This is a genomic window from Streptomyces jeddahensis, assembly GCF_001642995.1.
Lineage (GTDB): Bacteria > Actinomycetota > Actinomycetes > Streptomycetales > Streptomycetaceae > Streptomyces > Streptomyces jeddahensis.
Window position 1 is genome coordinate 86731 of sequence record NZ_LOHS01000051.1, and the last position, 12109, is coordinate 98839.

Consider the following 12109-nt stretch of genomic DNA (forward strand, 5'->3'; position numbering starts at 1 on the left):
CATGAGCCGCCGTGTCACCGGGCGGTGGCTCGTGCTCAGCCCCCCTCGTTCTCAGCCCTCTCGTCTCAGCCCCGCCCCGGAGCGGCCCCGCCCTGCAGACCGCTCGGGCCCCCGTCGGTCGTGCCGCCCTGGCCGCCAGGCGTCCCGGCGGCGGGCGGTGCCTGGGGCCGGATGTCTCCGGTGCCGCCCTGGGGCTGTCGGGGACTCTGGGGCTGGTCCCCTCCGGTCAGGCCGGGAGGCCGCCCGTCACCACCGGCACCCTGCGTCGGGCCCTGCTGCGCACCCTGATCCGGTCCCTGGGTGCGGCCGCCGGTCTGCCCTGGGTTCTCGGGCGTGCGGCCCTTCTTGTCGCCCTGCTTGTCTCCCGGCTTACCGCCCTGCTTGTCTCCTGGCTTACCGCCCTGCGCGGCGCCCGGCTTCTTGCTGGGCTTCGCTGTGGGCTTCTTGCTCGGCTGGGAGCCCGGGAGGCCTCGGCGCCGGTACCACTCCTCCTCGGCCCAGTCCTCGTACGGGTCGGGTTCGTCGGCGCCCTCGGCCAGGTACAGGTCGAAGTCCTGGACGTCCCTGCCGACCAGCGCGGCCTCGGTGTACTGCGCCCAGACGCGCGCCGGGTAGCCCCCACCGTTGATCCGCGAATTGCCGAGCGCCCCGTACAGGGGGGTGTGCTCGCCCGTGACCGGGTTCTGGCCCATGACGGCGACGACCGTGGCGAGATCCGGTGTGTAGCCGGCGAACCATGCCGCGGTGTCGTTCTCCGCGGTGCCGGTCTTGCCTGCGGCGGGGCGCCCGGCCGCCTGGGCGGCGGAGCCGGTGCCGTCGTCGACGACGCTCTGCAGCATGTAGGTCGTCGTGTCGGCGGACTCGCGGCTGACGGCCTGCTGGGTGTGCTGCCTGGGCAGGCTGATGGACTCGCCCTGCCTGGTGACCTTCTCGACCAGCGTGGCCGCGCCGTACCTGCCGTGGTTGGCGAGGGTCGCGTACGCCTGCGCCATGTCGAGGACGCTGGCCGTGGCCGTGCCGAGCGCGATGGACGGTGAGGCGCTCAGGTCGGGGGTGTCCTGGGGGATGCCGAGGTGGACGGCGGTGGACCTCACCCTGTCGGGGCCGACGTCGGCGGCCATCTGTGCGTAGACGGCGTTGACGGAGTTGTCGGTGGCGTCGCGCACGCTGATGGGGCCGTAGTCGGTGTCGCCCTCGTTCTCTGGGGCGTACGGCGTGCCGTGCCAGCCCTCCACGCGGCGCTTGCTGTCGCCGTCGTAGATCGTGTTCGGGGTGATGGGGCGGCCGTCCTGGGTCGTGGCCCCGTTCTCGACGGCCGCCGTGAACACGAACGGCTTGAACGTCGAGCCGACCTGGTAGTCGCGGCGCGTGGCGTTGTTGACGTACTGCTTCGTGTAGTCGACGCCCCCGTACATCGCGATGACCTTGCCGGTGTCGGGATCGACGGACACGCCGCCCACGCGGACGTTGCTGTCCACGGGCCGGCTGTCCTTGTCGACCTGGGACATCACCTGGTCGTCCACGGCGTCGACGAGGGCCTGCTGCTGCTTCTTCTCGATCGTGGTGGTGATCCGGTAGCCGCCGACGGACTCCAGGGTGTCCTCGTCGAGGATCTTGTGGCTGATGAGGTAGTCGTTGACGGCCTGCACGATGTAGCCGCGCTGCCCGGACATCGCGGCGGCGGGCTTGGCCTCGTGGGGGACGGGGAAGTGCATGGCGGCGCGCTCGGCGGGGGTGAGCCAGCTCTCCTTGACCATGCCGTCGAGGACGTAGTCCCAGCGGGCGATGGCCCGGTTCATGTTCTGGGGATGGGCCACGACGTCGTAGGCGCTGGGTGCGTTGAGGAGGGTCGCGAGGTAGGCGCCCTGCGCGGTGTCGAGGTGCTGCGCGTCGACGCCGTAGTAGGCCTGGGCTGCGGCCTGGATGCCGTAGGCGTTGCGGCCGAAGTAACTGGTGTTCAGATAGCCCTCGAGGATCTGGTCCTTGCTCGCCTCGCGGGCCAGTTTGATGGAGATGAAGAACTCCTTCACCTTCCGGGTGACGGTCTGCTCCTGGCCGAGGTAGTAGTTCTTCACGTACTGCTGCGTGATGGTGGAGCCGGACTGCTTGCCCTTGCCCATGAGGGTGTTCCAGGCGCCGCGGATCATGGCGGCGGGATCGACCGCGGGCTCGGAGTAGAAGTCCCGGTCCTCGGCGGCGAGAACGGCGTGCTGCACGGTTTTGGGGATGCTCGCGAGCGTCACGTTCTCGCGGTTGACCTCGCCGTCGCGGGCGAGCGGGGAGCCGTCGGCGTAGAGGTAGACGTTGCTCTGCGCGACCGCGGCCGCGTTCGCCGGCGGGATCTGGACGAGCAGGTAGCCGGCGACGAAGCCGCCGATGCAGAGCAGTGCCAGTCCGATGCAGCCGCCGGCGACCATGCGCCAGGTGGGGACGTACCGGCGCCAGCCGGTGCGCTGCGGCTGCCGGGGGCCGCCGGGTCCCGGCGTGCCCTCCTGCTGCCTTCCGGGGCTGCCCGTGACGGCGGACTTGAGCCGGCCCGCGGCGCCGCCCAGAACCAGGGCCGCGCCGGTGCCCGGGGCCGGGCCCGTGGCCGGGGCCCCGGGCGCCTTGGGCCCGGCGTCCCGCGGCGCCCAGCCTCCTTTGCTCTGCTGCGGCTCGTCGCTCATTTTGTGCCGTACTCCCGTTTCACGTCGTACGCCCCCTTGCATACTCCTTTGCACACTGTCGCATCATGAGTTCCGCGCCGAGGGGTGGCGCGCACCGCGCGCCGTAATCAAGTGGCAGGCATGCGCGTATTGCCCTTAGGCTCTTGCGCTTTGGCCCGGAACACGCGGAACGGGCTGGTGGAAACCGGTCGGCCGCCGGACGGGCGCGGTAGTCGGGGGAGGTTCTTCGTGGGGCAAGGGCGGTTGTACGCGGCCGTCGCGGTGAGTGGTTTCCGGCGGTATGCGACGTACCGAATGGCCACCGCTGCCGGGGTGTTCACCAACACCGTCTTCGGGGTGATCCTGGCGTACACCTACGTCGCGCTGTGGGACGAGCGGCCGGGACTCGGCGGGTACGACCAGGCGCAGGCCCTCACTTATGTATGGCTCTGTCAGGGGCTGCACGCGGCGGTGGCCGCGATGGGCCGCGGCATGGAGATGGAGCTGATCGGGCGGATCCGTACGGGCGACATCGCCGTCGATCTGTACCGGCCGGCCGATCTGCAGACGTGGTGGCTGGCCAGTGATGTGGGGCGGGCCGCGTTCCATCTGCTCGGCCGGGGCTTCGTGCCGATGGCGTTCGGTGCGCTCCTGTTCGAACTGGCGGTGCCGTCGGACCCGCTGACGTGGCTGGCCTTCCTGGTCTCCGTCGCTCTCGGAGTGGTCGTCAGTTTCGCGATCCGCTATCTCGTGGCGCTGTCCGCGTTCTGGCTGATGGACGGCGCGGGTGCGGCGCAGATGGCGGCGCTGGCAGGGATCTTCTTCTCCGGGTTGCTGCTGCCGTTGAACATCTTCCCGGGCGTACTCGGCGAGATCGCGCGGGCACTGCCATGGTCGGCGCTGTTGCAGAAGCCCGCCGATGTCTTCCTCGGCGAGCGCACCGGCCTCGCACTGCTGGAGACGTACGCGTTCCAGGGGGCCTGGGCAGTGGCGCTGCTGGCGGCCGGACGGCTGGTGCAGTCGGCGGCGACGAAGCGGGTGGTGGTGCAGGGTGGCTGAGCTTCCCGCTGGTCCGCGCCTCATGGACGGGCTGCGCGCCTACCGGATGATCGCCGCGATGTGGATCCGCTCCACGATGGCGTACCGCGCGTCGTTCGCGATGACCGTGGTCACGGACTTCGTGGTCACCGCGCTGGACTTCGCCGCGATCCTGCTGATGTTCTCGCAGGTCGACATGATCGGCGGCTACACCCTGCCCGAGGTCGCCCTCCTCTACGGCACCGCGGGCATCGCCCTCGGCCTTGCCGACCTGGGACTCGGATCGATCGAGCAGCTGGGTCAGCGGGTGCGTGACGGCACGCTGGACACACTGATGGTGCGTCCGGCGCCGGTGCTCGCCCAGATTGCCGCTGACGGCTTCGCTCTGCGCCGCCTCGGCCGCCTCACGCAGGGACTGCTGATCCTCGCGTATGCGCTGGCCGCCCTCGACATCGCCTGGACGCCGCTGAAGGTGCTGATGATCCCGCTGATGCTGCTCAGCGGGACCGTCATCTTCGCGTCCGTGTTCGTGGCAGGCGCGGCCTTTCAGTTCTTCGCGCAGGACGCCGCCGAGGTACAGAGCTCCTTCACCTATGGCGGAAACACGCTCCTGCGGTACCCGCCGACCATCTTCTCCAAGGAGCTTGTGCGCGGCGTCACCTTCGTCATGCCCCTGGCCTTCGTCAACTGGCTGCCCGCGCTGTACGTGCTGGGGCGGCCCTACCCGCTGGACCTGCCGCAGTGGCTGGCGTTCGCGCCGCCCCTGGTAGCCGTCGCGTGCTGCGCGCTGGCCGGGGCGGCATGGCGCGTGGGACTTCGTTCGTACCGCAGTACAGGGAGCTGAGCCGTGATCGACAGCAGTCATGCGAGCGACGAGGAGTTCATCCGCCTGGACGGTGTGGAGAAGGTCTTCGACGTACGGCGCAGGAACGGCTTCCTGCGCCGCGAGAAACACCAGGTGCGCGCCGTCGACTCGATCTCCTTCACCGTGGCGCGGGGCGAGATGGTCGGCTATATCGGGCCGAACGGCGCCGGGAAGTCGACGACGATCAAGATGCTCACCGGCATCCTGACGCCCAGCGGCGGCCGCCTGCGCGTCGCGGGCATCGATCCCTCGCGCGAGCGCACGAGGCTCGCCCAGCACATCGGCGTCGTGTTCGGGCAGCGCACCACGCTGTGGTGGGACCTGCCGCTGATCGACTCGTACCGGCTGATGCACCGCATGTACCGCATCCCCGACGCCCGTTACCGCGCCAACCTCGACCGGTGCGTCGAACTCCTCGAGATGGGCCACCTGTTGGAGGTCCCCGTCCGTCAGCTGTCGCTCGGCCAGCGCATGCGCGGCGACATCGCGGCCGCCCTGCTGCACGACCCGGACGTGCTCTACCTCGACGAGCCGACCATCGGCCTGGACGTGGTCAGCAAGGCGAAAGTACGGGAGTTCCTGCGCGAGTTGAACGCCGAGCGCGGCACGACCGTGCTGCTCACCACCCACGATCTGACCGACATCGAGCAGCTGTGCCGCCGCGTGATGGTCATCGACCACGGGCGGCTGATGTACGACGGTGCGCTGTCCGGGCTGCACGAGGTGGGGGAGAGCGAGCGCCTGCTGGTCGTGGACCTGGAGCGCGAGCTGCCGCCGGTCGACATCGGCCCGGCCGCGCGGGTGGTGAAAGTCGAGGGTCCGCGGCAGTGGCTGGCGTTCCCCGCCTCGGAGTCGGCGGCCCCGCTGGTGGCACGCATCGCGGCGGAGTATCCGCTGGTGGACCTCTCCGTGCGGGAGCCCGACATCGAGGCGGTCATCGCAAACATGTACGCAACTGGCGGCGAGCGCCTGCACCCGCAGGCCGAGAACTCGTAGGCTGATCCGTATGACGGACGCTGTGCCTTCTCCCGGGGCGAGCCCGGGACCCGAGGACCCCGAACTGCGAGTCGCCGACCCGGATCTGCGCGCCTCCGACGCCGACCGCGAGCGGGTCGCCGAACACCTCAGGGACGCGCTGGCCGAGGGCCGCCTCGACATGGCGGAGTTCGAGGAGCGGCTGGAGGCCACCTACAACGCCCGTACGTACGGGGAGTTGGTGCCCCTCACGCGCGACCTGCCGGTCGGCGCGGCGGCGGCGCCCCTCGTGAAGCCGTCCGCCACGTCGCCTGCCGCATCGGGTGACTGGGCCTCGCGGATCGGCGGCGAGGGCACGTCCTCGTGGGGCGTGGCGATCATGTCGGGGTTCCAGCGCAAGGGGCGCTGGACCGTGCCGCGGCGCTTCACCTCCTTCGCCTTCTGGGGCGGCGGCGAGATCGATCTGCGCGAGGCCCGGTTCGCCGAGCGCGAGGTCGTCATCGACTGCTACGCGATCATGGGCGGCGTGAACGTCGTCGTGCCGCCCGGCGTCGAGGTCGTCGTGCGCGGGATCGGCATCATGGGCGGCTTCGACCACCGCGAGGAGGGCGCACCGGGCGAGCCCGGCGCCCCGCGCGTCATCGTGACGGGCTTCGCCTTCTGGGGCGGCGTCAGCGTCGAACGCAAGATCACCCGCGCGGAGAAGCAGCGCCTCAAGGAGGAACGCCGCCGGGAGAAACTCGAGCGGAAGGCGGCACGGCGGGGAGAGCTGGAGGACTAGCTGGGGGCGCCCCGTTCCCGTTGTGGGCAATCGTTCCGCTGGGGCGGAAAGGTGGGCACAACCCACGACTGCGGGCGCCCTCGCAAAGTGCGGCACCCCGGCCCCGTACAGCCCGGCGGCAGCCTAAAGCTCGGCCGGCGCCGACCCCTTCAGGTGAGCCAGGTTGAACGTCTCCGCCATCCGGCGGTAGCCGGCGTCGCTCGGATGCAGATGGTCCCCCGAGTCGTACTCGGCCCGCAGCCTGCGCGGGTTGTACGGATCCCGCAGCGCCTTGTCGAAGTCCACGACCTCGTCGAACACGCCGCCCGCACGGATCTGCGCGTTGACGGCCTGCCGGACCTGCTCCAGGCCGGGCAGGTACCCCCGGTGTCCCTGGAACGGCATCAGCGTCGCCCCGATGACCCGCAGCCCCCGGCTGTGGGCCTGCCGGGTCAGCTCGCGCAGCCCGTCCGTGATCTTGTCGGGATCGGTCTGGTGCGGGGTCCGCAGGATGTCGTTGACGCCCAGCGCGATGACGACGGCCTTGACGCCCGTGCGGCTGAGCACGTCGCGGTCGAACCGCGACAGCGCGCTCGGGTTGTCGGCGGGCCGCTTCTGCCCGGCGGTGCGCTGCCCGAGCCCGTCGGCGAGGATGCGGTTGCCGCTGATCCCCTCGTTGACGACGCTGTAGCGCGGCGCGCCGGACTCGTCCCGGAGCCGGTCGGCGAGGATGTCGGTCCACCGGTGGTTGGCCCCGACCGTGGACGTCACCCCGTCGGTGAGCGAGTCGCCGATGACGACGACCGTGCCCGTCGACTCGTTGCTCAGCACGTCCAGCGCGGTCAGATAGCGCCAGTACGGGCTCTGCTCGGTGTACGCGGCCCCGCTCACGTCCTCGGTCCGGTCGCCCTCCGCGACGTACGAGATCTGGCGGGCCTGCGGGTGGTAGGTGACCGGTCCTGACGGCGTCGGCGAGTACGTCGTGACGAGCATGTCCGCGTCGTGCGGCACCTCCATGCGTACCGCGTCGCTCACCACCTGCTGCCCCGCCGGGATCACCACCGAGGTGCCGCCGGAGAACGTCAGCCGCCGCAGCGTGCCGGCCGCGGCCGTCGGGTTGCTCGGCGCGGCGGCCACGGCGATGGAGGCGTGCGTGATGGTCAGCGGCTGCTGTCCGTACAGGTTCGACAGCGTGATGCGAGCGCTGGTGCCGCCGACGCTGGTGTGGACGACGTTACGGATGGAGTGGCCCGCGAGCCCCTCCTGCTCCGTGCCGGGCTCGGCGGCCGCGGGCGAGGTGGCCCAGGAACCGACCCAGGTGCCGGCGGAGGCCGGAGCCGCGGAGTTCTGCGGGTTCCGCGGCCCGGCCAGGGTGTCCTGGGAGCTGGTGTCGGCGCGCGAGACGCCGAGATATATGGCGGCCGAGACGACCACGGCCACCGCGATGATCGCGGCGAGCAAGGCATAACCATGACGCTTGGTCATGCGGTGCGTTTCTCCTCGGGCAAAGGGAGCCCGAGGCTCCGATCTTGGTCTCCCCATGATGAGGCATGGGGTTGAGGGCAGCTGACGCCACCCCCGACCTCTCAGACGCCGGGAACTCATGGAGCGTTCCGGGAGTCGGTCAGTAAAGGGGTGTGCGTCGACGGGCGCGGATGAGCAGGGCGCACAGAACCGGGACTGGTCCGGCGCGCGGAGGAAAAGGCACAGGAGGGAGCAGGAAGGGACAATGCGTACGGGGGACGACGACAGCGGCGACGCCGACGGCAACAGCGACGCCGACGAGATCAGCGACGACGGCGGCGACGGCGACGGCGGAAGGTCGAACGGGTCGGTGGATCGGATGCAACGTACGAAAGTGGATGAAGCGGACGTCGGTGCGGGCAAGGTGCAGCATGCCCGGGACCGCGGACCGTCACACGAGGTGTCCCCCGAAGGGTTCACCTACAGCGCCGCCGACGAGGTGAAGCGCCGCGGGGTGCGCCGTATGAAGGCCACCGCGACCGGCCTCCTGCTGTTCGTCGCGCTCGTCTACGTCCTGGCCAAGTGGGCGGAGAGCTCCGGCGCGGGCCCGTGGACCGGCTATGTCGCCGCGGCCGCGGAGGCCGGCATGGTCGGTGCCCTGGCCGACTGGTTCGCGGTCACCGCGCTCTTCCGCCACCCCCTCGGCCTGCCCATCCCGCACACCGCGATCATCCCCACCAAGAAGGACCAGCTGGGCGTCTCGCTCGGCGAGTTCGTCGGCGAGAACTTCCTGTCCAAGGACGTCGTACGGAAACGGCTGCGGGCCGTCGGCATCGGCGTCCGCCTGGGCAGCTGGCTCGCCGAGCCCGCGCACGCCGACCGCGTCACCGCGGAGCTGGCCACGGCGCTGCGCGGCGCCCTGACCGTCCTGCGCGACTCCGACGTCCAGGCTGTCGTCGGCGAGGCGATCAACCGGCGGGCCGACGCCCAGGAGATCGCGCCGGGTCTGGGCAAGATGCTGGAGAAAATCGTCGCGGACGGCGGCCACAAACGCGTCGTCGACCTGGTGTGCGTACGCGCCCACGACTGGCTGGTGGAGCACGCCGACTCCGTCATGGACGCGGTGCAGGGCGGGGCTCCCGGCTGGACCCCGCGGTTCGTCGACAAGAAGGTCGGCGAGCGGGTCTACCGGGAGCTGGTGCGCTTCGTCACCGAGATGCGCGACATGCCCGAGCACCCGGCACGCGGCGCCATCGACCGCTTCCTCGCCGACTTCGCCGTCGACCTGCAGTCCGACACGGACACGCGGGCGCGCGTGGAGTACCTGAAGCGGGAGGTGCTCGGCCGCGGCGAGGTCCAGGACCTCATCGCATCCGCCTGGTCCGCCGTCCGCGCCATGATGGTGGCCGCGGCGGAGGACGAGCGCAGCGAGCTGCGCCTGCGGGTGCGGGCCTCGCTGCTGTCGCTCGGCGCCCGGATGGCCGTCGACGGCCGCCTGCAGAGCAAGGTCGACGGCTGGATCGAGGGCGCCGCGGTGTACGTGGTCACGACCTACCGCGACGAGATCACATCCCTCATCACCGACACGGTCGCCGGCTGGGACGCCGAGCACACTTCGAAGAAGATCGAGGCCCACATCGGCCGCGACCTGCAGTTCATCCGGATCAACGGCACGGTGGTGGGTTCACTGGCGGGGTTGTTGATCTATACGGTTTCGCGGGTGTTCATGGCGTAGGGAAGGTACGGCGCGGAGCTGTCCGGCGCGGCGTGGGCGGGGTGGCGTGGGCCCGGGGTCGGCCCTCACCACCGCGTGCCGTCAGAGCCCTCACCGCCGCGTGCCGTCAGGTCACCGCCGCCGCCCCCTCAGCGTCAGCGCCATCAGCGCCGCCACCGCGCACAGGGCGCCCGCCGCCACCCACACCATGTCGTACGAACCGGACACGTCCCGCGCCGCGCCGCCCAGGAAGGCGACAAGACCCGCACCCAGCTGATGGGCCGCGTTGATCCAGCCGAAGACGACCGGTGCGTCGGCGCCGTGGTAGGCGCGGCACAGCGCGAGGGTCGGCGGCACCGTGGCCACGTCCAGCAGCCCGAACACGATGACGAACGCGACGAGGGGCGGCTGGACGGTCGCCGTGAGCAGCAGAGGCAGGGCGAGGAGGGACAGGCCCCGCAGCGCGTAGCAGACGGCGAGCAGCCGACGGGCGTCCACGCGGTCCGTGAGCCATCCGGAGCCGACCGTTCCCGCCACGTTGAAGATCCCGATCAGCGAGAGCAGCGAGGCGGCGACGGTCACCGGCATCCCGTGGTCGTGCGCCGCGGGGGCGAAATGGGTCCACATGACGCCGTTCGTCGACGCGCCGCACACGGCGAAGGTCCCGGCGAGCAGCAAGAAGGGCGCTGTGCCCGCCGACCGGAGGAGAACGCGAACCGCTCGCCCGGCCGCGTGCGGTGCGGGGGACGGTGGGGAGGTGAACTCCCGTGGCCCGTCCGCGCCTTCGGCCCCGTCAGCGTCCGCCCCGTCGGCCCCGTCCGCCCCGTACGGAAGGCGTCCGACATCCGCCGGACGGTCGCGCAGCACCAGCCCGACGATCAGGACGGCGCCGGCGGCCGCGACCGCGAGGCAACCGGCGGCGGCCCGCCACGCGTACGCGTCGATGACCTCGGACAACACCGGCAGGAACAGGAACTGCCCCAGGACGCTCGCCGCCGTGAGCAGCCCGGTGACCAGCCCGCGCCGCGCCACGAACCACCGCTCCGTGACGGTCGCCGCAAAAGCCGTCGCGGTGGCCCCCGTGCCGAGCCCCACGAACACACCCCAGTACAGAACGAACTGCCAGGGCGCCGTCATCGTCATGGCCAGCCCGGCGCCCGCACCCACCAGCGCCAGCGCCGCGGTGGCGACCCGGCGCATGCCGAACCGGTCCATCAGCGCTGCCGAGAACGGCGCCGCCACCCCGTACAGCGCCATGTTCACGAGCGTCCCCACCCCGATCGCGGACCGCGACCAGCCGAACTCCTCGTGGAGCGGCCCGACAAGCAGTCCCGCGAGGGTGGTGAAGGCCCCGGCGGTGACGATGGCGAGGGTGGCGGTGGCGGCGATGGTCCAGGGGGTGGGGCGGATGCCGGGCGAGTGGTGGTGGCGGTGGCGGTGGCGGTGGCGCCTCTCGGCTCGGGTCCGGGTCCGGGTCTGCGTCTGGGCGGTCTGGACGGCCTGGACGGTCTGGGCTGTTTGGACGGCCTGGGCGGCCTGGACGCGTGTCGGCTGAGTGCTCATGCTCCGACCCTCCGCCAGGGACAGCACCGCAACGAGTGGCCAGATGGCCACGATGTGCAAGGATTACGCCATGAACCGACTCGGGTCCGGCGAACCGTCCCACCGGGTGGCGGTCCTGGTACGCGACGGTGTGCTGCCCATGGAACTCGGCCTCGTCCACCAGCTCTTCGGCAATGCCCGCTCGCCCTCCGGAGACCCGCTGTACGAGGTGCTGACCTGCGCCATCAGGCCCGGGAAGATCCGAACGGACGCGGACTTCCCGATCTACGCGGCCCACGGTCGGGCAGTGCTGGCAACGGCGGACACGGTGATCGTCCCGGCGTCACACGAGGAGGACGAAACGCTGACGGCCGGAGGCCTGCCGGAGCCCCTGGCCTCCGCGATACGGTCCATGGCCCCCGGCACCCGTACCGCGTCGATCTGCACCGGAGCCTTCGTCCTCGCGGCGGCCGGGCTCCTCGACGGCCGCCGCGCGACGACGCACTGGCTGTCGACGGATCTCTTCGCGCGTGCGTTCCCGTCCGTGACGGTGGACCCGGACGTGCTGTACGTCGACGAGGGGCGGGTTCTGACGTCGGCGGGGGAGGCGGCGGGCGTCGACCTCTGCCTGCACATGATCCGCCGCGACCACGGCTCGGCGGTCGCGGCCGATGTCGCCCGCCGCACCGTCGTACCGCCGCACCGGGAGGGCGGCCAGGCCCAGTACATCCAACGCCCGGTCCCGGACCAGAAGGTGACGGCGGGTTCGACCGCGGCGTCGCGTGCCTGGGCGCTGAAGCACCTGGGGAAACCCCTGACGCTGCGCGAACTGGCGGCCCAGGACGCCCTGAGCGTACGCACCTACAGCCGCCGCTTCCGCGAGGAGACGGGCCTCACGCCGATCCAGTGGCTGACGCAGCGCCGCGTCGACCGCGCGAGGCAGCTGCTGGAGCAGACCGACCACACGGTCGACCGCGTCGCAGCGGAGGCCGGCTTCGGCACGGGGGCGTCGCTGAGGCAGCACTTCCAGGCGGCGTTGGGGGTGTCGCCGGGGGCGTACCGGGCGACGTTCAGGGGGAAGGGGGCGAGGTCCGCTCGGCCCGGCA

Annotated in this window: 8 protein-coding genes and 1 pseudogene; 6 read left to right on the forward strand and 3 right to left on the reverse strand. The window is 71.3% G+C overall.

Going from position 1 to position 12109, the window contains the following annotated elements:
- Positions 1-65: 65 nt before the first annotated feature.
- Positions 66-2666 carry a transglycosylase domain-containing protein gene (locus STSP_RS07540; protein ID WP_078066957.1) on the reverse strand — a complete coding sequence of 867 codons (2601 nt, stop codon included), beginning with the start codon at positions 2664-2666 and terminating at the stop codon, positions 66-68.
- 294 nt (positions 2667-2960) lie between these two features.
- Here STSP_RS07540 and STSP_RS07545 point away from each other — a divergent pair, with 294 nt between their 5' ends.
- The 4 genes and pseudogenes from STSP_RS07545 to STSP_RS07560 all read left to right on the forward strand — a co-directional run.
- Positions 2961-3704: an ABC transporter permease gene (locus tag STSP_RS07545; protein ID WP_067273801.1), complete on the forward strand. Its 744-nt coding sequence runs from the start codon at positions 2961-2963 to the stop codon at positions 3702-3704.
- A gap of 22 nt (positions 3705-3726) precedes the next feature.
- Complete coding sequence (locus STSP_RS07550; protein WP_078066959.1) at positions 3727-4527, forward strand: ABC transporter permease; 801 nt, start codon at positions 3727-3729, stop codon at positions 4525-4527.
- Between the two features lie 3 nt (positions 4528-4530).
- Positions 4531-5544: an ABC transporter ATP-binding protein gene (locus STSP_RS07555; protein ID WP_232789550.1), complete on the forward strand. Its 1014-nt coding sequence runs from the start codon at positions 4531-4533 to the stop codon at positions 5542-5544.
- A 10-nt stretch (positions 5545-5554) separates the two neighbouring features.
- Positions 5555-6286, forward strand: a pseudogene (locus tag STSP_RS07560) (DUF1707 SHOCT-like domain-containing protein); the annotation flags it as partial.
- Positions 6287-6427: 141 nt separating this feature from the next.
- On the opposite strand, the gene STSP_RS07565 reads toward STSP_RS07560, so the two are convergent.
- Positions 6428-7768, reverse strand: coding sequence for an SGNH/GDSL hydrolase family protein (locus STSP_RS07565; RefSeq protein ID WP_067273806.1), 1341 nt, complete (start codon positions 7766-7768; stop codon positions 6428-6430).
- A gap of 502 nt (positions 7769-8270) precedes the next feature.
- On the opposite strand from STSP_RS07565, the gene STSP_RS07570 reads away from it, so the two are divergent.
- On the forward strand, positions 8271-9482 hold the full coding sequence (locus STSP_RS07570) for a DUF445 domain-containing protein (RefSeq protein ID WP_232789554.1): 1212 nt from the start codon (positions 8271-8273) through the stop codon (positions 9480-9482).
- Positions 9483-9593: 111 nt separating this feature from the next.
- Here STSP_RS07570 and STSP_RS07575 read toward each other — a convergent pair whose 3' ends face one another.
- Positions 9594-11024: an MFS transporter gene (locus STSP_RS07575; protein ID WP_078066962.1), complete on the reverse strand. Its 1431-nt coding sequence runs from the start codon at positions 11022-11024 to the stop codon at positions 9594-9596.
- Between the two features lie 43 nt (positions 11025-11067).
- Between STSP_RS07575 and STSP_RS07580 the strand changes: the two genes are divergently transcribed.
- Positions 11068-12109, forward strand: a 1042-nt coding sequence (locus STSP_RS07580) for a GlxA family transcriptional regulator (RefSeq protein WP_078066963.1), incomplete at its 3' end; no start/stop codon positions are given.

Excerpts from the sequence above, each read along its gene's own strand:
- STSP_RS07540 (WP_078066957.1), bottom strand. The coding sequence starts at position 2,666 with ATGAGCGACGAGCCGCAGCAGAGCAAAGGAGGCTGGGCGCCGCGGGAC.
- STSP_RS07570 (WP_232789554.1), top strand. The coding sequence starts at position 8,271 with ATGAAGGCCACCGCGACCGGCCTCCTGCTGTTCGTCGCGCTCGTCTAC.
- STSP_RS07575 (WP_078066962.1), bottom strand. The coding sequence starts at position 11,024 with ATGAGCACTCAGCCGACACGCGTCCAGGCCGCCCAGGCCGTCCAAACA.
- STSP_RS07545 (WP_067273801.1), top strand. The coding sequence starts at position 2,961 with ATGGCCACCGCTGCCGGGGTGTTCACCAACACCGTCTTCGGGGTGATC.
- STSP_RS07550 (WP_078066959.1), top strand. The coding sequence starts at position 3,727 with ATGGACGGGCTGCGCGCCTACCGGATGATCGCCGCGATGTGGATCCGC.
- STSP_RS07565 (WP_067273806.1), bottom strand. The coding sequence starts at position 7,768 with ATGACCAAGCGTCATGGTTATGCCTTGCTCGCCGCGATCATCGCGGTG.